24 protein-coding genes are annotated in these 23,152 nt (G+C 36.2%); 8 read left to right on the forward strand and 16 right to left on the reverse strand.

Going from position 1 to position 23,152, the window contains the following annotated elements; genetic code table 11:
* Position 1 precedes the first annotated feature (1 nt).
* The 10 genes from ACFOOI_RS11570 to ACFOOI_RS11615 all read right to left on the reverse strand — a co-directional run bounded on the left by ACFOOI_RS11570 (position 2) and on the right by ACFOOI_RS11615 (position 7,812).
* Positions 2–1,489 (reverse strand): hypothetical protein, encoded by a 1,488-nt coding sequence (locus ACFOOI_RS11570; RefSeq protein ID WP_379838133.1) that lies wholly within the window; start codon positions 1,487–1,489, stop codon positions 2–4.
* 20 nt (positions 1,490–1,509) lie between these two features.
* Positions 1,510–2,208: a hypothetical protein gene (locus tag ACFOOI_RS11575; protein ID WP_379838134.1), complete on the reverse strand. Its 699-nt coding sequence runs from the start codon at positions 2,206–2,208 to the stop codon at positions 1,510–1,512.
* A gap of 253 nt (positions 2,209–2,461) precedes the next feature.
* Positions 2,462–3,292 (reverse strand): helix-turn-helix domain-containing protein, encoded by an 831-nt coding sequence (locus tag ACFOOI_RS11580; RefSeq protein WP_379838135.1) that lies wholly within the window; start codon positions 3,290–3,292, stop codon positions 2,462–2,464.
* Positions 3,293–3,332: 40 nt separating this feature from the next.
* Entirely contained in the window at positions 3,333–3,878 is a 546-nt protein-coding gene (locus tag ACFOOI_RS11585; protein WP_379838136.1) for a cupin domain-containing protein, read from the reverse strand.
* 90 nt (positions 3,879–3,968) lie between these two features.
* Positions 3,969–4,469 (reverse strand): SgcJ/EcaC family oxidoreductase, encoded by a 501-nt coding sequence (locus tag ACFOOI_RS11590; RefSeq protein WP_379838137.1) that lies wholly within the window; start codon positions 4,467–4,469, stop codon positions 3,969–3,971.
* 126 nt (positions 4,470–4,595) lie between these two features.
* Positions 4,596–5,426 (reverse strand): helix-turn-helix domain-containing protein, encoded by an 831-nt coding sequence (locus tag ACFOOI_RS11595; protein ID WP_379838138.1) that lies wholly within the window; start codon positions 5,424–5,426, stop codon positions 4,596–4,598.
* A gap of 470 nt (positions 5,427–5,896) precedes the next feature.
* A complete protein-coding gene (locus ACFOOI_RS11600) occupies positions 5,897–6,505 on the reverse strand; it encodes an arsenate-mycothiol transferase ArsC (protein WP_379838139.1) in 609 nt (202 codons plus the stop codon).
* Between the two features lie 10 nt (positions 6,506–6,515).
* Positions 6,516–7,004 carry a GNAT family N-acetyltransferase gene (locus ACFOOI_RS11605; protein ID WP_379838140.1) on the reverse strand — a complete coding sequence of 163 codons (489 nt, stop codon included), beginning with the start codon at positions 7,002–7,004 and terminating at the stop codon, positions 6,516–6,518.
* Between the two features lie 3 nt (positions 7,005–7,007).
* Positions 7,008–7,475 (reverse strand): DUF6428 family protein, encoded by a 468-nt coding sequence (locus ACFOOI_RS11610; protein ID WP_379838141.1) that lies wholly within the window; start codon positions 7,473–7,475, stop codon positions 7,008–7,010.
* Positions 7,476–7,479: 4 nt separating this feature from the next.
* On the reverse strand, positions 7,480–7,812 hold the full coding sequence (locus ACFOOI_RS11615; protein WP_379838142.1) for an ArsR/SmtB family transcription factor: 333 nt from the start codon (positions 7,810–7,812) through the stop codon (positions 7,480–7,482).
* A 324-nt stretch (positions 7,813–8,136) separates the two neighbouring features.
* Between ACFOOI_RS11615 and pckA the strand changes: the two genes are divergently transcribed.
* Positions 8,137–9,723 (forward strand): phosphoenolpyruvate carboxykinase (ATP), encoded by a 1,587-nt coding sequence (gene pckA, locus ACFOOI_RS11620; protein WP_379838143.1) that lies wholly within the window; start codon positions 8,137–8,139, stop codon positions 9,721–9,723.
* Positions 9,724–9,780: 57 nt separating this feature from the next.
* A complete protein-coding gene (locus ACFOOI_RS11625; RefSeq protein WP_379838144.1) occupies positions 9,781–12,381 on the forward strand; it encodes a KAP family P-loop NTPase fold protein in 2,601 nt (866 codons plus the stop codon).
* Positions 12,382–12,458: 77 nt separating this feature from the next.
* Here the strand turns inward: ACFOOI_RS11625 and ACFOOI_RS11630 are convergent, their stop codons facing one another.
* From ACFOOI_RS11630 to ACFOOI_RS11640, 3 genes are all read right to left on the reverse strand, one after another.
* The gene (locus ACFOOI_RS11630; RefSeq protein WP_379838145.1) at positions 12,459–13,856 is read right to left on the reverse strand and encodes an alpha/beta hydrolase family protein; all 1,398 of its coding nucleotides are present in this window, start codon (positions 13,854–13,856) and stop codon (positions 12,459–12,461) included.
* 84 nt (positions 13,857–13,940) lie between these two features.
* A complete protein-coding gene (locus ACFOOI_RS11635; protein WP_379838146.1) occupies positions 13,941–14,552 on the reverse strand; it encodes a hypothetical protein in 612 nt (203 codons plus the stop codon).
* Entirely contained in the window at positions 14,549–14,824 is a 276-nt protein-coding gene (locus tag ACFOOI_RS11640) for a DUF2089 family protein (RefSeq protein WP_379838147.1), read from the reverse strand. The genes ACFOOI_RS11635 and ACFOOI_RS11640 overlap by 4 nt, the downstream gene beginning before the upstream one ends.
* Before the next feature lie 558 nt (positions 14,825–15,382).
* Here ACFOOI_RS11640 and ACFOOI_RS11645 point away from each other — a divergent pair.
* From ACFOOI_RS11645 to creD, 5 genes are read left to right on the forward strand one after another with little or no spacing between them, the layout of a single operon-like run.
* Entirely contained in the window at positions 15,383–15,979 is a 597-nt protein-coding gene (locus ACFOOI_RS11645; protein WP_379838148.1) for a hypothetical protein, read from the forward strand.
* Positions 15,976–16,269, forward strand: a complete 294-nt coding sequence (locus ACFOOI_RS11650) for a winged helix-turn-helix domain-containing protein (RefSeq protein WP_379838149.1) — start codon at positions 15,976–15,978, stop codon at positions 16,267–16,269. The genes ACFOOI_RS11645 and ACFOOI_RS11650 overlap by 4 nt, the downstream gene beginning before the upstream one ends.
* Before the next feature lie 50 nt (positions 16,270–16,319).
* Positions 16,320–16,694: a ribosomal maturation YjgA family protein gene (locus ACFOOI_RS11655; protein ID WP_379838150.1), complete on the forward strand. Its 375-nt coding sequence runs from the start codon at positions 16,320–16,322 to the stop codon at positions 16,692–16,694.
* Positions 16,687–17,448: an oxygenase MpaB family protein gene (locus ACFOOI_RS11660; RefSeq protein ID WP_379838151.1), complete on the forward strand. Its 762-nt coding sequence runs from the start codon at positions 16,687–16,689 to the stop codon at positions 17,446–17,448. The genes ACFOOI_RS11655 and ACFOOI_RS11660 overlap by 8 nt, the downstream gene beginning before the upstream one ends.
* A 1-nt stretch (position 17,449) precedes the next feature.
* Complete coding sequence (creD, locus tag ACFOOI_RS11665; RefSeq protein ID WP_379838152.1) at positions 17,450–18,742, forward strand: cell envelope integrity protein CreD; 1,293 nt, start codon at positions 17,450–17,452, stop codon at positions 18,740–18,742.
* Between the two features lie 172 nt (positions 18,743–18,914).
* Here the strand turns inward: creD and ACFOOI_RS11670 are convergent, their stop codons facing one another.
* Positions 18,915–19,547 (reverse strand): hypothetical protein, encoded by a 633-nt coding sequence (locus ACFOOI_RS11670; RefSeq protein WP_379838153.1) that lies wholly within the window; start codon positions 19,545–19,547, stop codon positions 18,915–18,917.
* A 4-nt stretch (positions 19,548–19,551) separates the two neighbouring features.
* Here ACFOOI_RS11670 and ACFOOI_RS11675 point away from each other — a divergent pair, with 4 nt between their 5' ends.
* The gene (locus ACFOOI_RS11675) at positions 19,552–20,460 is read left to right on the forward strand and encodes an RluA family pseudouridine synthase (RefSeq protein WP_379838154.1); all 909 of its coding nucleotides are present in this window, start codon (positions 19,552–19,554) and stop codon (positions 20,458–20,460) included.
* Between the two features lie 29 nt (positions 20,461–20,489).
* Here ACFOOI_RS11675 and ACFOOI_RS11680 read toward each other — a convergent pair whose 3' ends face one another.
* Together ACFOOI_RS11680 and ACFOOI_RS11685 are read right to left on the reverse strand one after the other, a co-directional pair.
* Positions 20,490–21,905, reverse strand: coding sequence for a hypothetical protein (locus ACFOOI_RS11680; RefSeq protein ID WP_379838155.1), 1,416 nt, complete (start codon positions 21,903–21,905; stop codon positions 20,490–20,492).
* Between the two features lie 148 nt (positions 21,906–22,053).
* On the reverse strand, positions 22,054–23,151 hold the full coding sequence (locus ACFOOI_RS11685) for a hypothetical protein (RefSeq protein WP_379838156.1): 1,098 nt from the start codon (positions 23,149–23,151) through the stop codon (positions 22,054–22,056).
* Position 23,152: the final 1 nt, after the last annotated feature.

The raw sequence follows: 23,152 nt of genomic DNA on the forward strand, positions 1-23,152 counted from the left end.
TTTATTCTTTTATTCTCAGCAAAAACATAGAGTTTGCTTGAGAAGTGGTGAGCGAAACTGACCCAAAAGTGAGGTTCCCAGTCGTAAAACTTCCTGCAATCCAGACAGATTTCCCTCTGCTAGTGGCTATTGCATTGAGCGTTGCTTTTGTTTTAGTTGCCCAGATAACCTCATTGGCTTTATTTCGTTTGAGAATAATGGCTTGCGGAAGAATTGGTGGACAGACTTCATTACTTAGTGGGCAGGGCAAAGCTTTGATATTGTAGATATTGTCATTAGTAATCATGGTTTGTTGCTCTGAATAGTACCCAGCATTTGAAAAACCTTGTTGAGTTGAATTCAAAAAACCATTTGAAGGGTTGATTTTAAGCTCGATTGCATTTCCGTAAGCAATATAGTTTTGAGGGCTAACGCAAGAATTGGCATTTACAATAACACTCTCATTGTAATAGAGGTCATTAGCATTGAAACCCAACAAAAGTATCAGATTACCTTCGGCATCAATTCTGTGAAGTGAGACATGCGTAATAGCATCATCGATAGCATTAGCTTTAAGGTTTTGAAATGTTTTTATCCATTGAAAAGTGCCGTTAGCGGTTATTTTCCCCACAAAGTGTTTTATATTGACAGTTGAGAGAACAGCCGTGGGGTCTGTTCCGCCCGAAAAATCAAAACTTCCATTATAAAAGTAACCCGTGAAATAGCAATTATTGGCAGCATCAGTAAACGTTCCATCAATAAAAATATCGCCTGCACAGGCATATTTTACCCAAAGTAGGTTTTTATTGACATCGTAGGCAAATACTCCATTATTGTTTGGTGGGTTTGTTCCATTTGGGCAACCAAAAGTGATATTATTGATAGTTTGGCTATAACCATCGATTCTTTGATAGCCATAGGCATTGCCGTTTGGAGCGAAAGTTGGCTTAGAAAAAGGCAAATCATTGGTATTATCACGTAAACCATTTGCCAAAAACTTATTACCTCCTACAAATACATTTCCAACATTGTCGATTGACAAAGGCCCATAGCTCGTACCATTTCCCAAATCATTTGCCCAAAGTATTTGCCCATCGGCGTTAAATTTCACCAAAGCCACATAAGAGGCAATCGGGTGGCTATTGGTAAATGTCTGACTGCCATAAGTTACCGTACCACGGTAGGTTGTCAGCACATATACATTGCCGTTGGCATCGGTTTTCATATCAAAAACATTATCGTTATTGTTGGCGTTTCCTCTGAAAAGTGCCATATTTTGACTTTCAAAATTGGAACTTTGGGTATTTCCACTTACCCATTTTGTACCAACAAAGGTGCGTAAGGTTTTCAGTTCATAATCAAAAACTATCATGCCTTTTTGTGGAGAAACGATAGCATTTATCTGCGAACTATTTAAGCTCGGAATCTGCAAATTGCTGCTTGAAATGGTGGAAGATTGGGCGAAGCAAACAATTTGAAAAAGAAAAAAAATTATGAGTAGATTCTTCATAGCAAAATAATTATTATCTATTACATATCTCGATATTCTATGCTTACGCCTCGTAAATTCAATAACTCCCAATCAGTAGTAGGAAAAATTATAAGAGAATAATAATAGTTTTGATTATCAATCTCAATCAGATTTAAAGATGCATTTGACACAACAATTTGATAGTTTACAGATGTTATTGTATTAAAATCGGCGATAATTGCCGAAGATGTGCCATCAAAAGAAGACTTTCGTATTCTGACTCGTAATGACTTAGGCGTGTTGCTTCCAAATGAAAAACCGATTTTTATATTTTCTAACTTGCTTTTATGTGGTACTTGGAGTGGTGCTATTATTGCAAAATATTGGCCTAATACAAACGGTACCAGTAAATCTTCTGAGTAAAAAATAATAAATGGTTGAACCGCATTCGTTTCACCAAAAACTGAGAAGCTTTGCTGAAAAGCTGCATGAGGAATACTATAAAAGCCTATTTTATAACCAGTTATTAAGTTTCCAGAAACATCTGCATATATAGGGTTTGCTGCAAACTGATTTCCAGTAGCCAAGCTATTCACCCTAAGACTCCCCCCTTCTACTAATCCGCTTGCTTTAATGTTACCTTTTACATCGGTCGTGTTGGCGTTCGGTGTAATGGTAACAGAATTTGTTGGCTGATTTCCTTGAGAAAATACAATAAGACAGCTACTAAAAAACATTAAAAAAAGAAAATATTTCAAGACCCTATATTTCATGTGTATATAATTTACTAAAATACTTATAATCAATATCTTAACAATATTGATTGTGTATTTCAAGACATAGATATTTCTTATGTTTCGATTTATAAATACTTAAGGTACCTATCTAACATATACAAAGCCTTCCCCTCGGAGTCGTTTTCACTCACGTCAATAATAGTAGTTCAAACAAGGCTTAAAAAACAAAAATGGGAAGACTCCACGAATTTGAATAAACAACGAAGGCACAGGATCACACCTCCACAATTCCAAACTTACGCTCGGGCGATTGAGTATCTTGCTCATAAAAATTAGCGGGGGTCATGCCTGTAAACTCTTTATAATCTCTTACCAAATGTTGATAATCATAGTACCCACAGTCCAAAGCGATACTGAGCCAATCTTTATTTGGCATAGCATTTTTTAACCTAAAAGCCTTATCAAACCTGATTATTCGAGCAAAATATTTTGGATTGATACCGATTCGTTCGTTAAAATTTCGTTCAAATTGTTTTGCACTTAAACATGCTTCTTTTGCCAACCAATCAAGAGAATAATGATTGACATTCTGGAGCATAGCGATTCCCACTTTATCAATCGGGCGAATTTCGTAGGCTGATTTTTTGACCATCCCCAACAAAAACTCTTCTACAACTGGAATCATCTTTGGGTAATCTTCGATACTACTCAGACGTTCGTTCAAAGCCTTTGCTCCATTGCCCAAAACCGCTTCTGCATCAAAATACTGATTATTCAAATCAATTGTTGGAATGCCAGTCATCCGATACAGCCCACCAGGTTGAAAGACAATCTGTACCATCAGAAACTCTTTTCCGACATACCTGTGGCTCACCACACTTTGCTGCCCAATGAGTGCCGACCGCACAGAAGGTAGCACTCGGCCATCTTCATAACTTACTTTTTCGGAGTCTCTTGGATAAAAACTCAAAGTTACTTCTGGTCGAGGCGGATATGCTTTGGCAGGCGGCAGGGTCCTGTCGGTAAATGCCAAATGCATAAACCGATACATCCTGACGTGTTGCCGCAATGCGAGGCTTGGAATCAAATCATAAAAAAAAGGCATATATCTATGTTTAAATATTCGATACACAAACTTTGAATTCTTAGAGCGTTATTGGCGGACCCATTACTTTCATTCCATGTGCCAAATGAATTTGCTGAATTAATTCTTGGGATGGAGGACCTTTTAACTCATTCATTTTTTTAAAAAACTCCTCCATCTGACCCGAAGGCTGCAAAAGGTAGAGTAATTTGCCTTTTTCGCTCAATTGCAACCAAGTGTGAGGTATTGCTCTAGGCAAAAAGACCGTATCTCCAGCTACCAAAGTCATACGTTCTGTGTCAATCTGAAACAAATACTCTCCTTCAACTACATAAAATATTTCGTCTTGATCAAAATGCACATGAAGCGGGGGGCCAATCTTTTCATATCCAACATATTCCAATAAGGTGAGTTGTCCATCAGTATCTTTAGACGAAACCTTTACATCATTTGGATTTATTCCCCGATATTTTATTGGCTGATCAAACCTGTCTTTTCCAGCATTTACCTTGAATCCTTTTTTATTTCTCTTTGCCGGAAATTTGTCATAAATGACCGCTGCTGGTACTGTGGCCAATGTAGCCTGAATAAAATTTCTGCGTTTCATTTGTTAAGCTTTTTTTAAAGTTTTAATTCATGTTCCGCTACAAAGATTCAAGTATTTAAACTGAATTTAGTGGTAAAAAATCGACAAAATTTAGTTTCTTTTGGGCATATTATTAATAGGATTACTCATTTGTGCTTGCTCCACCACTACCACATTTTCTACGGCAGTTAAAAGCCAGTTTCCTTCTTTTTTCACAAAAACCATTAACTTCATATTGTCTGCTTCTGGATATATTGAACCACTAGGCGTAGTGTAAGCACCAACACGCTGCAAAAGATGTACAACCATCACGTCTTTGGCAATAGACCTAAAGTGTATGCTTTTTTTGGTGAGTTTTACATTCTTAAACATTCCATTATGAAATACTTGGTGAGCATACTGTACCTCATTTCGGTTTTTCCACCACATACCCACCACATTTACCCAATCACAGTCTTCAGTAGCATAGTTAGATATGTCGTCGTAGTTGTGGTTATTCCAACTCGCAATCAAAGCATCGATCTGTTTTTCAACCTCAGCCTCATCGGTTTTACCTTTTTCACTAAAAATCATATTTGTGCTTATTAAAATAGGAAAAATTAAGTGTTTCATAATCGTAAATTTTTATACATTAATCTAACACAAAATTAAAGGCAAACTAATTTTTAAAATAGTACAAATACGACAAGTATCGAACTAGGAAAAACTTTCATTTTTAATGATTATTAGATATTCCAATTAATAAAAAACTTGATTTTTTAGCAAAAAAGGAGCGGCATTAAACTCATTTTCGATTACTTTAGGTAAAACACCACAAAATACTTTAAAATCTCTTATAAGATGCATCTGATCAAAATAACCACAAGAATGAGCAATTTGTGTCCATTTAAGATTGGGCAAATTTTCTTTCATAACCCATGCTTTTGCAAAACGGCACTGCCTTACAAAAAACTTTGGTGAAACTCCAACCCTTTGTAAAAACAATCGCTCCAATTGTCTGCTACTCACACAAGCAAGTTCTGCAATATGGTCTACATGAACTAGGCCATTTTCTTTTAAAACAAGAGGTAAAACCTGATCTATTGGTAGCCTATTTTTTAAAACTTTTAGCTTTTTAATCAAAAAGACCTCAATGATTTCCTTTAACTTATCGGGGTTTTGAACTTCGGCCATTTGCTCGTTAATACTACTAATCTCTTTATCTAAAACATATGCACTATCCAAAGACTCATCCAAAGGAAACTCGTTCATAGAAACGCCCATTAACCGATATAAACCTCCAGGCTGAAAACCAACTTTAACTGTAAAGTTTGAATGGTGCATTTTTAGTTTAATTCGGTTTACTTGAGGACCAACCACTATATTTTTAGCCAATTTTACTTTTTTATTTAAGGTGAGATATTCGCTATCTGGTGATTCAAACGGATAAAAATATAGACACTGCTCTGGCAAGGGAGGAAAAGAAAACTCAGGACGTGGCAAATATGGATCTAGTTCAAACCTAAACACCATGATATTATTCACATATTCTAGGAGGGCGGGGTGTGGTTTGTAAATATTGTGAAACATAGATTTTCCTCGGTTTTTTTTGAAAATTTATTCTCAATATTAATAGCAAATTACTTTCATAGTTGAGAAAAAAAATATGTATCCCCATTTTGCTCCTTAATTATAAAAGAGACTATTATAAATGAAAAATATCTATATAATATTACTAGGATTGGTTTGCTTTTTAAAAAAAAAACTAAGTATTCTATCTAATGGAAAAATCGAATGTGGATTGCAAAAAATGAAACTTTAACCCGTTTTGATTATTTGGACTTTATATTGAGAGCTTAAATTGCAATAAGTCAGGAACTTAAATTAAGTTAGCACATCAATTTACCCTGAGAGTAGTCGAAAGACTAAATTTATTAAATTTATTAGAACTGAAGTACTGACTTTCAGTAATTTAAAGCTGCATAAATCAGATTAAAATCTTAAAAAAAATTTAGCTATGCAGCTCTTTCACATAACTATTTAAACAAAAATTACCTATCTCAAACCAAAGAAAACGCATACCCGATTTCGGTAGCGATTTGGCGGCTTCTCTCCAGATACGTTTGTTTTTGGTGAAGGGTATTGTCTGAAGCTTTGGGGTCTTCAAATTTTATAGGGAATCGTGCTTCGGCACCCAATACCAGCGGACAACCTTGGTCAGCATTTGAGCAGGTCATTATGGCTGCGAAGTCGGATTTGGGATTAAAAGCATCGTCGTATTTTTTGGAAAAACAAATAATTGGAGCCAGGTTTTCACCATATTTAAGAGCATAAACCGGATTACTACTTTCCGAGAGCTTTAATAATTCAAAACCCTGACTTACAAGCGTTTCACCCACTACTGGATACATTACGGTTGCTTCAGTTCCTCCAGAATAGCCATATACATTCGGTACTTTGTAGTAGGCGGCCATTACCTGAGTCCACACTTGAGACAGGTGACTTCTGCGGGAATTGTGGGTGCAAATAAAATTCAAATTAATGGCCTTCTGATTCGCTTTTTTATAGCGAATATAGCCCGCAAACTCCTGCAAAAGTGTCTTCCTTTCCGCCGGAATACTCGAAAAATCTAAGTTTTCTATTTCAGTTTTTATTTTTTCAAAAAGCATATATTTTGTTTTAAACCCCCACTATTTTTGACCGCCTTTCCATTAAAGTATTGTCGGTCCAAACGCCATTTAGCAACGCTACTTTTTCTCTAAAACCTATGGTTCGGAAACCACATTTCTCGTGCAGTTTTATGCTTGCGAGGTTTTGGCTCATTATGCCCGATTGCAGCGTCCATATGTTATGCTGCTCGCTTATTTCTATAAGTTTTTCGAGTATTAAAGTTCCACATCCTTTCCCTTGTGCCTCACTTGAAACATACACGCTTACCTCGGCTACTCCTGCATAAGCTTTTCGTTTCGAAACCGGAGTCAATGTTCCCCAAGCTTTCAGTTTTCCTTCACAAAAAAGGCCGATTCTGCCAAACGGAAGGTGATTTTGATCCCAGTGTTCCCAGGTAGGCACTTGGGTCTCAAAAGTAGCCATACCCGTCTGAATGCCCTCAAGATAAATCTGGGCCACAGCCGGGTATAACTCTTTATATATCTGTACGAAATCCATTTTTTAGCAACATCCTGAGCCCGGTGTGCAACTTTCAGCCGCAGGCATTTCCAATACCTTAAACTTCGATTTTTCAGCAGGAATTCCACAGTTGTCTTTTGCCAAACAATCTGTTTGTTTGGTAGTCAAAAGGAAATTTACTCCGTCAAAACTCAAACCGTATTTCCCGATAGTTTCTGCTTGGTATTCTACTTCTATTTCGAGATCGCCCATGCCCAAAACTTTCTCTGAAAGCTCAATAATACTCAGTAGTTTACCAGGGTTCAGTCTGTGATCGTAGTCGTTAGCATTCCAAAGTTGAAAATTGGCCACTTTTTCGTGTCTAACAGTACCGCCACAATCTATAAAGTGCTTGGTGATTTCTCCCACTTCGGTTACATGAAAATGACTAGGCACTAGGCTGCCATCTGGCAATTTAAAACCTATTTGAGCCAAACTGCCCAATGCGTTTTTTACTTCTGATAGTTTCATATTTTTAACAACATTTAGTATTTATAGTAATATCCTGATTTAAAAACTCTCCAAAAATCTGTTTAAGCTCCGCCCACTTTTCAAGGTCGATACAATAACATACGCTCGTACCTTCTATTTTACCTTTTATGAGCCCTACAGACTTCAGCTCTTTGAGGTGCTGCGAAATAGTGGCTTGTGCAAGGCCGATTTCAGTAACCAAGTCGCCACATATACAGCCCTGAATCTTAAACAGCTGCTGTATAATAGCTACCCGAGCCGGATGACCCAGTGCTTTTGCCAAATTCGAAATTTCGTTTTGACGCTCTGTAAATATCTCTGATTTAACTAAACCCATGCTCTTTCATTGTTTCATTGCAATATTACGATAGATTAATTTTAGAAACAAAATATTTTAATGAAAAAATATGCGTACAAGAAATTAAGTATTGAATTATTCCTTAAAAACCAAAAACAACTATCTTGAAATATTGCAATTATTAAGAAAAGACAAATATTGTATTAAATGTCAAAATAACACTAATTTATCTAGAAGTAACATTATACAAATATTCATAATCAATTATTTATAAGCATATTATACTAAATATTATTTTTTTGATGAATATCATAGTAATATTAAAAATGAATTTCTAATTTAGCAAAAAATACAATTTCATCAATGTCAGAGACTTTCAATTTATTAGCCTACGGAATTAAGCCAAAAGAAGTAATACGAAATGCTTCGCCGGCAAAACTTTATGCTCTTGCGATCAAATTTGAGCCAGAAGCAGACATTACGAGTGTGGGGGCCCTCTCACTAAAGTCAGGTCAAAAAACGGGCAGAAGCCCCAAAGACAAACGAATAATAGAGCGACCTGAAAGTTCTCCTGATATTTGGTGGGGAAATGTAAACATCAAAATGGACGAGCACACGTTTGACATCAATAAGCAGCGTGCCACTGACTATTTTAATACCCGAACCCGCATATATGTGGTGGATGGCTACGCAGGTTGGGACCCAAAATACCAAATCAAAGTTCGGGTGATTTGTACCCGCCCCTACCATGCATTATTTATGCACAACATGCTCATCAGGCCCACTGCTGAGCAACTCGCTACTTTTGGCGAGCCCGACTATGTGATTTTTAACGCTGGCGAATTTCCGGCAAACCCATATACTACCCACATGAACTCACGCACCAGCGTAGACTTATGTTTTGAGCGTAAAGAATTCGTGATTCTGGGTACCGAATACGCCGGAGAAATGAAAAAAGGCGTATTTACGGTCATGAACTACATAATGCCCAAGCAGGGAATTATGAGTATGCACTGCTCGGCAAATATGGGCGAAGCAGGCGACGTATCGCTGTTTTTTGGCCTAAGTGGTACCGGAAAAACGACACTTTCGGCAGACCAAGACCGTAAACTTATAGGCGACGACGAGCATTGCTGGTCAGCAGACGGCATCTTTAACATAGAAGGCGGCTGCTACGCCAAAGCCATTGACCTTTCGGCTGAAAAAGAACCTGAAATATTTAACGCCATAAAGTTTGGAACAGTACTGGAAAACGTGGTGCTAAACCCCGTAACAAACGAGGTAGATTACACCGACACCAGCATAACCGAAAACACCCGAGCGGCGTATCCGATCGAATATATTCCAAATGCTCAGATTCCATGTATGGGCGGCCATCCGAATCACATTATCTTCCTTACAGCAGATGCCTATGGGGTGCTGCCTCCGGTATCTAAACTTACGCCTGAGCAAAGCATGTATCACTTTATCAGTGGCTACACGGCTAAAGTTGCGGGCACAGAAATGGGCGTTACAGAACCTCAAGCCACGTTTTCGGCGTGTTTCGGAGCGGCCTTTATGGTGTGGCACCCGAGCAAATATGCCCAACTATTGGCAGAAAAAATAAAAGAAAATAATACCAAAGTATGGCTAGTAAACACAGGCTGGATAGGTGGAGCGTATGGTGTAGGAAGCCGGATAAAGCTGAAATATACCCGTGCCATCATCCATGCCATTCACAATGGCACCTTGGAGCAATCCCCTACTCTCAAAGACGACATTTTTGGATTTGAAATACCAACAATCTGCCCAGAAGTGCCCGACGAAATACTGGTACCTAAAAACACCTGGGCAGACAAAGCGGCCTACGACGCAAAAGCGAAGCACTTGGCAGGCCTATTTATAGAAAACTTTAAGACGTTTGAAGCAGGCAGTTCGCCCGAAATCATTAACGCCGGACCGAAATTATGACCTATGATTTTTATTTTCAAAAATTGGGTATCTTTGTTTAGATATCCAATTTTTTTTATGCCTAAAAAATCCATAATAACCCCTTTAATAAAATCAATAGTAATTGTTGGTTTATACTTTCTCTTTCAAGAACCTATTGAGTTGCTCTTAAATAAATTGATCATCAACCCATTCTTAATTCATTTCCAAGGAAGTATTCTGAAAGATTTGATAGTGCTTACCTTTATATTAATCTTGGGTTGGTTAAAATTCCAAAACAAACTTGGATCATTTGAGCATTTAGTAACCATACTTTTGGTTTCGTTTGTTATTTATTTACCATATAGATTGAATTATATTGATATATGGAGCTTTGAGCCACTAAAAACATTTAAAGTACTAAAGTATTCAGACGGCTTATTTTTACTCTTTTTGATTTTAGTTTACCCCAAAATGGAAATCATAAAAGACAATTCAAAAAATACTTTATTTGAAGACCTCCCTCTTAAATCAAAAAATGGAGATACTGATATTTTAAACCACGAATCATACGCTAATGAAATAGCAGATAGAATTAAGGAAAATAACTTTGAGAAATCATTTGCTGTAGGAATAAACGGAAAATGGGGATCTGGTAAGACTTCATTTATTTCCATGATTCGAGAAAACTTAGAAAAAAATGACGCAGTTACAGTGGAGTTCAACCCGTGGTCATCAAAAAATGAGGAATCTATTTCAGTGGATTTCTTTGAAGAATTAGACAAAAAATTAATTGAAAATCAATTTTTATTTGGAAACTTGATAAAGTCTTATTCTAATAAAATTATAAATAAAAACTCAAACCAATTTTTTAATTGGCTCAACCCTTTTTATTCGTCAACGCAACCTGAAAGCTACCTAAAAACAAGGTTAGAAAAATCAATTAAACAAATAAAAAATAAAGTAATTGTAATTATTGATGATCTTGATAGGCTAAATAAAAGTGAGATATTGGAAGTTCTAAAGATTATTCGAAACACTGCAAATTTCCAAAATTTGATTTTCGTAGTTGCTTATGATAGAGAATTTATCAGGATTCAATTAAATGACAATTCTAATGGTGAGTACAATCAATACCTTGAAAAAATATTCCAATTAGAAATCAACCTGCCTCATTTTGGTAAAGAAATCCTTAGATCAAAGCTAATAAGAAATGTTAAAAAAATGTTAGAAAATCAGTTATTAGTGGAAAGCAATCAATATCGGAAAACAATAATCATTACCACCTTAAAAAAAATAAATGAGTCTGTAAATGAAATTATTCCAACTAAATTAAATCTAATAGACACCTTAAGAGATGTATCAAGGTTATCAAACTCCATCGCTCTTAATATTATTCCACTAATTGGAGAGGTGGACTTGAAAGACTTCATTATTTTAGAAACAATTAGAATAAAAGAACCTGAAATTTATGATTTAATAAAAGATAACAAATTAGGGCTTTTGACTAAGCAAAATATAAATGGTAAAATCTTTTACTATTTTAAATCCAGTACTGAAACAAAAAGAAGACATCTCAATGACCAATTTTTAAAAAATCTCAATGAACAAGATCAGCAAGATGAAGTATTTCAATCACATTTACAGATGGTTTTAAAACACAAATACAAAAATGATGCAATAACAAGAGAAAAAACAGGATTAATTGAATCAAATTTAAACCTTTTATTCGGTGAGGCATATAGCATCAGTGACCTTATGCAAGTAAACAAAATAGATGAAGTTTTAGCAATTAGAATTCCAAGTAGATTTGATATATATTTTCAATTCAGCTTATCAAAAAATGAATTACCAATTTTAAGGCTAAAAAATGAAAGAAGGAATAATTTAGAAAATTATAAAGGACTAATTAATAATTTGGTTGAAAACAAGCTTCAATTCCAAGTGAATGAGCATCTTGAAGGGATAAACGCATTCGATAGTTATTATGACTTTCAAAATGTAATTTCCGTAATTTTCTTTTTCGCAACTCTAAGGTCAAAGATTCAATATCATCATCACAATAATTTAGTTTATTTTGACATTGGAAATATATTTCAAAAAATATTTAACTATTACGAATTAGTAAGAAAGCAAGAAACAATAAATGAGGAAAAATATCGGAGTTTTTTAAAGCATATTTTTGTACCCAGAGAAATAAATGAATCTGCGATTTTCAACTCCTCTTTTCTAAATTATTCATATGCAAACATAAAAGAAATAGGTTTTTCAAAAGAAGAAATTCTAGATATGAATATTGAAATTTTAAGAAGATATTCTTTTAAAATAAACCAAATCGACCAAACACTAATTGGATTATTTAGAAATACAAATACAAAGTTGGAAATTGGAAAAGAGATAATGCCCGAAAAAGCCATTGAAATAGTAAAAGTAGTAATTCGGAAAGACATAAAACATTTTGTAGAAAATACTTTTGGAAAAGAATCTCGAACCAATAATTACTATTATATAAACCCACACATTCTTAATATCTTTATTTGCTGGGAATCTTATTTGACATTTATTGGTGAATACAATAAAGAGGGTTGGTTTTTCGAATATTCTTCTTTTTTAGAAAAATCTAAAAAAAGCGACTTCAACAAAGCCGTCGAATTTGATTTCACTAAACTTAACCCTGAAAACAATAAAATAACATTTTGAGGTGACCTATGATTAAAAAAAATGCCGAACTGACATGTGTTAGTTCGGCTATTTTTTTACCTTATTTTTCAAAGAAATCACTTCACTCGCTCCAATATCCACGATGTCATGGTATCTAAAGCTACTGGGGCGAAAGTCTGCTCTATTTTTCCATATTCTTTTGGTGAACCGGTGGTACATTCTTGGAAAAGGTGGTTCAGGTTCGGCAGTTCCACTATTTTGAAGTCTTTGTTCTTGCCTTTTTTCAATGCCTTTTCTATAGCTCCTAGGTCCTCTTTGGGTGGCACTTGAAGGTCTTTTGAGCCATTGAGTGCCAATACCGGGCATTTTACTTTTTCTAAAGTAGGTCTTGGGTCATATTTTAGGAAAGTCAATAACCACGGGTCGGTCAATGCTACAAGTTGCGTTTTCAAAAACTCTTCTTCAGTTCCTGCTTTGGCTAATTCTTCTTTTGTGGCGTTAGCATAAATTTCTTTTAATTCTACCGTCAACTCCGCTTTTAATTTCTCCGTATCTGTACTTTCCCCCGCCATTTTAAACAACTTGGCGTTGAGTTTCTCTGCTTTTTGCACCTCTTTTGTCGAAGCTCCGTCTGCTAGCTGAATTAATGAAGATTGAATAGGTAGCAACTCGTAACCCGGTATGCCAGGACCCGCCAACAATACTATAAATGCCACATCTGCATTTTTTGATGCCACCAAAGGAGCTATTAAACCGCCTTCGCTATGCCCCGCCAATCCGATTTTATTTGGGTCAATTTCCTTTCTTGTCTTTAGATAAGCCACAGCTGCGTCTACATCTTTGGCAAAATCAAAACTAGTGGCTCCTTTAAAAGTACCCGTAGAGCCAAACATGCCGCGGTCGTCGTATCGCAACACGGCGATTCCGTTTTTGGTCAAATGGTCAGCTATTACTAAAAATGGACGGTGGTTCATCAGTTCTTCGTCGCGGTTTTGTGGGCCACTTCCGGTTATAAGCACCACCACCGGAAACTTACCTTCTTTTTTGGGCAATGTCAGCGTACCGGCCAACGTGATTTTATCTACCGAATTTTCAAATTTCACCTCTTCGGCATAGTAGCCCAAAGGCTCCACTGGGTCTTGCGGCCTCGCAACTTTTTTAACCGCTTTTTTCTCTCTACCGAGCTCCATTGGAGTTTTAAAAGTACCCTGAGAAAAAGTCCCTGATATTTTAGAATCGTCGGCCAAAGTACCTTCGTATTTTATGCCTGCGTTTGCCACCTCTAAACTAATTTTTGTACCATCAAAAGTAGTATTTGTTACGGCTATGCCTTTGGCACCTTGGTCAGGGCTGTCCATGGTTGCGGTATAGGTATCGCCTGTTTTTTGAATATTAAAAACCAAACGCAACTGTGTGCCTTGTACCGAAAGCACGCCGTTCCACTGGCCTTCGATATTTTGCCCAAAGGCAACTTGAAAACAAAGAAACAAGAATAAAAATGATAACTTTTTCATGATTTTTTAATTTAAAATTTTGACAAAAGAATGACTGTCAACATTACACAAAATGCTGATTTATAATAATTTAACTGATTTTATTTATAAAAATAAACGAACTACATTTACCTTAAAAAAGTAAGAGACTACCATGGATAACAAAATGGCTACCACAAACAAGAAAGCTGATTTTTCGCCTTTGATATTGGTAGAAACACGGAAGGCATTATACATGAGGGCGATGATCCAAATCACGATGGCTATGCTCAATAAAGCAAAGCCAGCCAAAAACAAAAGACCGACAAATGGCAGCTCAGAAATCACTTGAGATTGAGGGCCATCTTTTTGCAAACTTTCGGCAATTTTGTTAAGCGTATCATTAAAATCGGCGAAGCCCAAAAAAGTAAAAACCAAATAAGGAATGCGAGCAAGGGCTTGAGTTCCGAAAACATCAATGGCTCTGATGTGCGACTTGCCAGCAAAAATACCGAATAGTAAAAGTATACTAGAAAAGATAATCCAGTTACCTAAGTTTTGGACAATCAGATACAAAAACGAGTGCTCCTTACCGCTAATTTTCGCTCCTAGAATATCCGGAAAAACTACATTGCTATAGTGTGCAACAACAGAAATCAACACCATAACCACAAGGCCGATACCGAGAGCCTCCACTCCTGCTATTCTCTCAAACGGGTTGTAAATAAGTTTCTTCATGATTTTGTGTTTTTTAGTTTTTCTATTTTGTTAATCAAGTCGTCGAGCATGTTTCTCACCGTTGGGTAACTCATATTAAGTTGCTGAGCCATTACTTTCAAACTTCCGCTCGTTTGAACAAAATCCATGATGAAGTTTTGCTCCTTTAAATCGAGCTTTAAAAAGACAGGCAATTCAAAAGATCCGTTGATATTGGTTTGACAACTGTCGCAATGTAAGCTCTGAACTTTTAGTTCGGCTTCGCAACTCGGACATATAATGGGTAGTTTCATATAATTATTTTTTCTTTGACAAAAGTAATAACGAAATTCATAAAAGCAATAAATATTTAAATAAAATTAAACTTTACTTTAACTTTATTTAAAATTACTTTAAAATTTAGCCTTTGGGGGCGTTAAAACTGCATTTTGAAATATGAGGGGTGAATTATTTATTTTTAAAGGCGTCCGACTAAAATATCCTTTAGAAACAAATCGGCCCCGAATTGTCATTCAAGCTACTTTTTTTGTCTTGAGTAAAAATGACCCCCTATTTACTTTGTGTCGGCTGCCGCCTAGGCCTTCATTTTTTTTCAAAAAAAAAATGAAGCAAAAAAAACAGCACCCAGCAAACTCACGCACTCAAAATTCTTTTAATCAGAAGTTTACCTTAAGACTATATTCGAAAAAGAATTTCGATTGCGTTCAAACAATGCTGGCTGATATAATGACCCATATTTATTTATTTTTTTCGGATACCAGTATTTTTTTTTTACAAAAAGCATTAAAATATTTTGAAATGAAAAATAGAATAAAGTACTTTGTAATTCAAAGTACTTTAAAAAAGCAGATATGTCAAATCATATAGAAGACTTAAAGGCCATTCGCCAAATCATGGAGAAATCTTCAAAATTTCTTTCATTGAGTGGAAAATCAGGAATCGCAATTGGGATAACGGCCCTCGTCGCTTCATTGTATGTATATAATGCTACAGGCCATTTTTCTTTGGCAGAAAGCCAAGGACCATCACAAGATATTGAACTGCTGCTTATCGCACTTTTAACTTTAGTGGTTTCCTTATCGCTTGGGCTTGTTTTTACTTTTAACAAAACCAAAACCCGAAAAGAGAAACTTTGGACCAAGCAGTCAAAAAAACTCTTGGTAAACCTTGCTGTTCCACTTCTAATTGGAGCCATAGCCTGCGGAGCATTTATATACCACGAAACCATTTGGCCCATTTCTAGCTTAACTTTAATATTTTATGGGGTAGCATTGGTAAATGGAGCAAACTACACCTACAAAGACATTTATTTCCTTGGCTTGATAGAAATCAGCTTGGGTTTACTGAGTCTTTTCTTTATCGAATATGCACTACTATTTTGGGGACTGGGCTTCGGTATAATGCATATTCTGTATGGTGCGATCATGTACACAAAGTATGAAAAATGAATCTGAAAAAATTTAATAAGGCATTTGAAAACAAGGCAAGGCTTGGCATAATGGCCATGCTGATAGCCAATGAAGAGGTGAGTTTCACGGAGTTTAAGGACCTGCTTGACCTTACGGATGGAAATCTGTCTTCACACCTAAAGGCCTTAGAAAAAGAACACTACTTAGAAGTAAAAAAAGAGTTTGTAGACCGAAAACCAAAATCAACGTATTTAGTGACCGAATCCGGCAAAGCGGCTTTTCAACTACACATAGAGCAGCTTGAGGCCCTTATAAAAATGAACAAATAATTTTTTTTGTACCTATACTTTGTAAAACAAAGTACTCTGAATTAATAAAAATGATGACATTTAAGAAAACCTACTTCCTTATATTTCTGGGATTGTTGCTTACCGAAATATGCATCGCACTTTTTGTAAATGACGCCTTCATAAGGCCCTACTTCGGCGATTTTTTGGCTACCATCTGCCTCTATTGTTTTTTCATGACCTTCATAAAACTAAAACCACTACACATAGCACTACTGAGCTTGCTCATATCGGTGTTGATAGAAATTTTTCAATACCTAAACTGGGGGCATAGCACCACCATAAAGTCTAACAAAACATTACAAGTGGTATTGGGAAGTTCATTTTCTTGGGGAGATGTGGTGGCGTATGTGCTTGGATTTTTTGTGGTGATATATGTAGAATTAAAAACAAGAGAAAATGCCTGAATATTTTGTAGAACCCGACTCATTAGTAAGAAAAATTTGGGGCAGAACAGACAGCGTACTGCTGATATTTGCGGCTTCGGCAGCTGAGTTTTCGCTCAATAACGCGGTAGACTGGTTGTTTTTCACAGGAAAAATACCAGCAAAACCTATAGCACGCATGATGTCTACCGTAGAATACGCCTGGCACATTTTGTTTTCGGAGGAAAAAACAGCCTTGGCCACCATAAAGGCAGTAAGGCAAATACACGGAGGTGTAGAAAATGCCCGAAAAATGAACATCCCCGATGCGGCCTATCGCGACATATTAAACATGCTGATTGACTATTCTATAAAATCGCACGAGCTAATACATGGTGCAATATCGGATGCCGAAAAAGCAGAAGTATTTACAGCTTTCAAACGATTTGGCACCGAAATGGGTATTCCGGGCATCCCAGACACCTATTTTAGATGGGAATTAGAAAGAGCCCAAACATTGAAATCAAATTTTAGCCGGAGTACGTACACTGTTAAACTACAAGAATCGTATCGTAAAAACTTGGGTGAGTTGAGGCATTGGATTTTAGTAGAAATTCAAAAAATGATGCTAGACCCAAAACTCCTAAGCATGCTACAACTAACCAACAAAAGTTGGCTACGAATGCCAATCGGCGTATACACGCTTATAAAAAACTCAAAAGTAGCCTTGTGGCTGATCATGCAAGTGATACCCAAAGAATTTCAAAAAAATCTAAAACAAATAAATAAGTACTAACATGGAAAAACTATCATTTTTTAAAACCAAAGTGGGAAAAGGACTCTTAGTGGGAGCATTTGCCCTGTTTATGTTTATCCCTTTACTGATCGTACAAAACCTTGTAAACGAAAGACAAAACAGAAAAAATGAAGTAGTAACGGAGGTAACCAACCAATGGAGTAGAGGTCAAAAAATTAGCAGCTTAATATTTCAAATTCCTTACGAAGAAAACGTAAAACAAGAAAAAACCGTAAATGGAAGCCAAGTAATTTCTATCGTAAAAGAAAGCCGAATGTTATACGTAAGTCCGAAAACCTTTATTTTAAAAGGGCAAATAATACCTGAAAAACGAAAGAAAAGTATCTACGAAGTGGTCGTTTACAACAGTAACCTTAAGATAACCGGGAGTTTTGACCCGCTAAACTTACCCAATAAAGAAACCCGAATTTATAACTTAGAAAAAGCAAAAGTGCTTTTTGAAGTAAATGACATCAGGGGGCTTCAAAAGGAAATCATTATAAATATAAACAAAGCACAACTTACTTTAGAAAACAGTGGCCAAAACGGCTATTTGGCTCAAAACATAGACTTAAGAGAGGCGGGTTTGAGCAAACTAGACTACTCTTTTGACCTTGCCGTGCGGGGAAGCACCAACCTTAAATTTAACCCTACGGCTGCAAACACCACCGTGGAACTTACCTCTACTTGGCAAGACCCCGGATTTTTTGGAGCATTTTTGCCGAGTTACGATTTAGACAAAAACGGGTTTAATGCCAAATGGAATGTATTGGAACTTAACCGAGATTTCCCTAGGGTGTTTTATAACCTCGAGGTCATCAATATTGCGGATTATCAGTTTGGGGTAAACTTAGTGGAAACTGCCAATAATTATCAAAAAAACGAGCGAGCGGTTAAGTACGGACTCCTGATTGTGAGTCTTACATTTTTGGTGTTCTTTTTTATGGAAATGCTCCTTAGTCTAAAAGTAAACCTAATCCAATATGGGCTTATCGGCATTGCATTGATATTGTTTTACACGTTGCTGCTGTCCATTTCCGAGTTTTTAACATTTAATATCGCTTACCTGATAAGTTGCATCGCCACTATAGGCCTCATATTTTCATTCTCCAAAAGTCTGTTTATTCTTAAGCAGCCTGCGTTGGCTTTGGCGGCCCTTTTGAGTATATTATATGGATTTATTTTTATCATCATTCAGCTGGAAGACACAGCCTTACTAATTGGCAGCATTGGCCTGTTTTTAATACTTGCCACCACCATGTATATTTCTAGAAAAGTAAACTGGGATAATTAAAGTGGGCTTTCGAGTTTGCTTTTTTGCTTCGAATGAAACGTTTTATTAATGGTGAATTTTGAATGGTGAAGGCTCGATTTTACTTGCATTATTCGAAAAAATCGCATTTGATATTTGAGCAAATTATGATAGTCTCAGGCATTGGCTAGAAAATTGAAATTCTGGTCAATGCCTATTTTTTTATTCTTACAAATACCAAATATTCGTTTGAACCATTGCTGAGAGACAACTGGTCGTTACTATCCTTACCATATCCAATATTGAGCATAAACGCAGAGGATGATTGAAACAAATTTTGGAATTTCCCATCGGCTTCGGTTTCGTATGGTTTATTCATAATCTGTAGTTTATCAATGGATATTTTACCTGAAAGACTATTTTTTTCTGATTTTAACTCAGAAACAGCATACAAACCTTCGGCTATCAAGAGGTTGATTCTACCATTAAAAACTCCTTCATTTTTGAATGTGACCTTATAAATACTTTCCTCGATTTTAAAATCTGGACATACATAACAAGCGTAGTTGGCCCTATTGTCAAAAGTGCCCACATAGACCCAATCTCCCGAAATATTATCGGGATAAACTGCCTTTTCGCTCTCACATCCAAAAAGCAAACAGACAAAAACGAATAATTTCAAAAACCTCAACATAGCTATTCCTTTTATTGCTAGATAAATAAAAACACATTTTGGTTGGAAATACACTAAAAACAAATCAAAACTAGTCTCATTGGAACGCATTTTAAACTTAAGTCGGTATTGATTTGAACTAATAGCTGTACTTTTGTAAAAAAACAAAAGCATTTTTATGAGGCAACCGGCAAGACACAGAAAACCAATTCAACCGAAAACTCCAGCACCTTTAAAATTTGAGATAGAAGAGGCAACCGAGTTATTGGTCTTTTTGATTTCAAAAATGCCGCACAAAAGTAGGCACAATGTGAAGGCCTTACTCAAAGAAAATGTTTTTGTGGATGGAAACCAAACGAGCCAGTTTAACCAAAACCTACGCCCGGGCCAAGTAGTAGAAATAAAGTACGACAAGGTTTCTGTCAAAACAAAACTGAGAGGACTGAAGCTTATTTTTGAAGACGAATATCTGATCGTGATAGAAAAAGAAGCGGGTGTGCTATCGATAGCTACAGAAAAACAAAAAGACAACACGGCCTACAGTATACTGAGCGAATATGTAAAAAAAGAAGACCCGAGTAACCGCATTTTTGTGGTTCACCGCCTTGACAAAGAAACCTCCGGCATCATGATGTATGCCAAAAGCCAAACGATACAGAAATTGCTTCAAGAAAAATGGAACGACAACATATTGGAGCGAACTTATTTGGCAGTAGTAGAAGGCAAACTGCACCAAGCCAAAGGCACTGTGGAGTCATATTTGATAGAAAGCAAGGCCCTGATAGTTTATTCTACAAAAGACGAAGCAAACGGCCAAAAAGCGATTACACATTATGAAGTTATGCATACTTCTAAATTTAATCAATTACTAAAAGTAAACCTCGAAACAGGCCGTAAAAACCAGATTCGTGTACACATGCAAGACCTCGGCCACCCGGTTATTGGTGATGAAAAATACGGAGCAAGAAGCAACCCAATCAAACGCCTTGGCCTCCACGCATGGGTGTTGGCGTTTACGCATCCGGTTACGAAAATAGACATGCGTTTTGAAACCGAAGTACCATCGGAGTTTGATCGGATGTTTTGAGGTGAGTTAAAATCCAATTAAATAAATCATTATTCTTCATAGGTAATTAAAACTGTAAAAGCTTTACTTAGAATGTTGTAACTATTACTTGGAACATTATATACTTTTAACTGTGAGTTAATACATATATATTGACATTCAAAACCATTTTCAAGCGTATAGCCGTTTGGAATAGAAATTGGCAAATTGAATGGCACATTTTGCGTATTTATCAAAATAGAAATATCTAAAATCTTAGACTTACTTATACCTGTATTTAAAATCACATTTCCGCCATCTGAATTAGAAGTTGTCCCCACTAATTTAAGAGTTTTTATGGCTGGAGCAGAAGCTCCTGACTCAGAACCCGAAGGGATATCATTTCCCAACTGGGTAAATCCAGAATTAACCACATTTCCATTATTTTTTACCCAAAATCGCCAGTTATTTCCTATAAAAATCCCTGTCTCCGTATCACTTTTATTGCCATAAAAAGCTCCATCTGCTATACTAAGACTATTACTAGAATTACTCATCCATACACCTGAAGTATATTGAGTGTCAGAGACAACAGTATGCCTAATTCGCATTCTTCCGTTTACATCTAACTTATTTGCTGGACTTATCCCTACACCTACAAAACCGGCATTATTCATTGTTATTAAATCTTGTGTAATTACATTATTGCCCGCAGTATTACTAGAATTGGTATTATATAAGACCATCTGTCCATTAATAGGATTAAATCCCAAACCACCTAAATAGCCATTAATCAGAGGTTTTCTCCCACTGTTCCAATATCCATTAAATGAAATACCTGGATAGTCGCTTTCAATAGCAACACCCGAGGTGTTTTCGCCAAAAATGGCGTGTGTGGCACCAATTTTTCCATCCACAACCATATATGCTTTTGTTGGCGTTTCCGTTCCCAAGCCAACTTTACCTCCTATGGCAAGTAATGAATAAGCCATTGAACTCGAAATAAAATAACCACCAATACCAGTTAAAGAAAACCCTTTGATACCAATACCTCCAATACTCTTTCCATAAACTCCTACTCCAGAGGGCGTCTCACCATAAGTGGCAATACCAGATCCAGTATGATAGCCGAAAAGTCCATAACCATTTGAATTCAAGGACCTATTTACTGCTGAAACCCCATATGTAGTACCAGTAGGATAAAAGTTATCAGAAACACCATAAATCCCACTTCCGCCAAAAGCTGAATTAGTTATACCTTTTATAGCACTCTTATCATTTGCAACATTTGAATTGCTTACCGAAAATAAAGTATTATCCGCATTACTTTGGGTTGCAGAAAATGGCAAGTTTAATTCAGATGAGTTAGAAATATTTAACCAACTAGTACCATTGCAAACCCTTAGTGAATTATCCGGCCCATAAAAAACGACTTTCCCTTTATCAGCAACTGTACAAGTGCCTAAAGTACTTACATTAGGTATCATCACAAAGCCATTTGAGCCTGGACGAAGCTCAACGGATTGAGCCAGTGTTTTGAAACAAATAATTAATAAAAAGAATATTTTTTTTTCATTATATTTTATTTAAAGCACTATAAACAAATTAGTTATATATTAAAAATACCACAAAATATTAATAACCCATACTCACCTTTATTGCACCAAAGCCCATTGACGAATTCCAAACTCCACTGCTACTGGTATTACTCAAAGGTTCTACTCTTAACACGTAAGAATAGGCTTGATTTTCTACTATTATATTTAAATCATTTTGAAAGGAATAAGGGAGATTATTAGGTGAATTTGTGTTGGTAACAAGGCAATAAGAGTTTGAAGCACCTGTTGAAGAGTTTATAATTTGGAGGCACATACTCATCCGGTTGTTAGCATCATTATCCGTTAGATAAGCTGTAATATTTTTTATGGTCGATCCCTCTGGTAACAACAACGCTTTTTCTACGAAATGATAACTACCATAAGGTATCCAGACCGATTGCGAAAATGAAGGATAAAAACCCACGTTTGCATTTGCTAAATTGCCTTGATCGGAAAATGTAAAAGAAAATGGTGAAATTGACTGAGTTGGGCTGGTATTTGATTTAATTAAAACAGAACTTGTATTTGTCAATACCAGACTTCTTGTAGAGCCACCAAGGGAATTGAATCGCATGTCTCCGTTTATGTTTAATGTCTGGTTGTCACTTACATCGCCAAGACTTATTCTTGGCTGACTTGATATTTCCATGAACCTTATTTCCTCAAGATTAGTGGTTAAAGACTTAAATGCCAAACCATTGAAAATACCCGTGGAATATCCAAAAAAAGCTTTAGAATTAAGTCCGGCATCATCCGTAAAGACTATTCCATTTGGTTTTATATTTGACTCCCAACCGCTGAATCCAATACTTCCATTTTTTATTTCGAGTTTTTCGGTTGGCATTATTCCATCCGGCAGATTAATTCCTAAGTTACCGTTTAGACCTAATACCACTTTTGGGGTGCTATTATTTGTACCAAAATATAGCGGATGATTGCTATGCGTTTGTATATATGTCTGTAGCGAGGATGAGAAAACACCTAGGCGTATAGTGCCATCTGTATGATCTAATACTATACCATTTTTAATTGTTTCAATGCCATTTCCCGGATCATATGATATAGATTGTGCCATTAATGTACCTGATACCAGAAAAGCACAATTAATAACTAATAGAAGAATAGAGGTTTTCATT

The organism is Lacihabitans lacunae (assembly GCF_042649125.1).
Taxonomy (GTDB): domain Bacteria; phylum Bacteroidota; class Bacteroidia; order Cytophagales; family Spirosomataceae; genus Leadbetterella; species Leadbetterella lacunae.

What these genes read in the sequence shown, in the direction of transcription:
- ACFOOI_RS11650 (WP_379838149.1), top strand. Translation starts at nt 15,976, where the DNA reads ATGAATCTGAAAAAATTTAATAAGGCATTTGAAAACAAGGCAAGGCTT.
- ACFOOI_RS11670 (WP_379838153.1), bottom strand. Translation starts at nt 19,547, where the DNA reads ATGCTTTTGTTTTTTTACAAAAGTACAGCTATTAGTTCAAATCAATAC.
- ACFOOI_RS11655 (WP_379838150.1), top strand. Translation starts at nt 16,320, where the DNA reads ATGATGACATTTAAGAAAACCTACTTCCTTATATTTCTGGGATTGTTG.
- ACFOOI_RS11580 (WP_379838135.1), bottom strand. Translation starts at nt 3,292, where the DNA reads ATGCCTTTTTTTTATGATTTGATTCCAAGCCTCGCATTGCGGCAACAC.
- ACFOOI_RS11615 (WP_379838142.1), bottom strand. Translation starts at nt 7,812, where the DNA reads ATGGGTTTAGTTAAATCAGAGATATTTACAGAGCGTCAAAACGAAATT.
- ACFOOI_RS11675 (WP_379838154.1), top strand. Translation starts at nt 19,552, where the DNA reads ATGAGGCAACCGGCAAGACACAGAAAACCAATTCAACCGAAAACTCCA.
- creD (WP_379838152.1), top strand. Translation starts at nt 17,450, where the DNA reads ATGGAAAAACTATCATTTTTTAAAACCAAAGTGGGAAAAGGACTCTTA.
- ACFOOI_RS11645 (WP_379838148.1), top strand. Translation starts at nt 15,383, where the DNA reads ATGTCAAATCATATAGAAGACTTAAAGGCCATTCGCCAAATCATGGAG.
- ACFOOI_RS11610 (WP_379838141.1), bottom strand. Translation starts at nt 7,475, where the DNA reads ATGAAACTATCAGAAGTAAAAAACGCATTGGGCAGTTTGGCTCAAATA.
- ACFOOI_RS11685 (WP_379838156.1), bottom strand. Translation starts at nt 23,151, where the DNA reads ATGAAAACCTCTATTCTTCTATTAGTTATTAATTGTGCTTTTCTGGTA.
- ACFOOI_RS11570 (WP_379838133.1), bottom strand. Translation starts at nt 1,489, where the DNA reads ATGAAGAATCTACTCATAATTTTTTTTCTTTTTCAAATTGTTTGCTTC.
- ACFOOI_RS11640 (WP_379838147.1), bottom strand. Translation starts at nt 14,824, where the DNA reads ATGAAACTACCCATTATATGTCCGAGTTGCGAAGCCGAACTAAAAGTT.
- ACFOOI_RS11585 (WP_379838136.1), bottom strand. Translation starts at nt 3,878, where the DNA reads ATGAAACGCAGAAATTTTATTCAGGCTACATTGGCCACAGTACCAGCA.
- ACFOOI_RS11595 (WP_379838138.1), bottom strand. Translation starts at nt 5,426, where the DNA reads ATGTTTCACAATATTTACAAACCACACCCCGCCCTCCTAGAATATGTG.
- ACFOOI_RS11625 (WP_379838144.1), top strand. Translation starts at nt 9,781, where the DNA reads ATGCCTAAAAAATCCATAATAACCCCTTTAATAAAATCAATAGTAATT.
- ACFOOI_RS11680 (WP_379838155.1), bottom strand. Translation starts at nt 21,905, where the DNA reads ATGATACCTAATGTAAGTACTTTAGGCACTTGTACAGTTGCTGATAAA.
- ACFOOI_RS11590 (WP_379838137.1), bottom strand. Translation starts at nt 4,469, where the DNA reads ATGAAACACTTAATTTTTCCTATTTTAATAAGCACAAATATGATTTTT.
- ACFOOI_RS11660 (WP_379838151.1), top strand. Translation starts at nt 16,687, where the DNA reads ATGCCTGAATATTTTGTAGAACCCGACTCATTAGTAAGAAAAATTTGG.
- ACFOOI_RS11600 (WP_379838139.1), bottom strand. Translation starts at nt 6,505, where the DNA reads ATGCTTTTTGAAAAAATAAAAACTGAAATAGAAAACTTAGATTTTTCG.
- ACFOOI_RS11630 (WP_379838145.1), bottom strand. Translation starts at nt 13,856, where the DNA reads ATGAAAAAGTTATCATTTTTATTCTTGTTTCTTTGTTTTCAAGTTGCC.
- ACFOOI_RS11635 (WP_379838146.1), bottom strand. Translation starts at nt 14,552, where the DNA reads ATGAAGAAACTTATTTACAACCCGTTTGAGAGAATAGCAGGAGTGGAG.
- pckA (WP_379838143.1), top strand. Translation starts at nt 8,137, where the DNA reads ATGTCAGAGACTTTCAATTTATTAGCCTACGGAATTAAGCCAAAAGAA.
- ACFOOI_RS11605 (WP_379838140.1), bottom strand. Translation starts at nt 7,004, where the DNA reads ATGGATTTCGTACAGATATATAAAGAGTTATACCCGGCTGTGGCCCAG.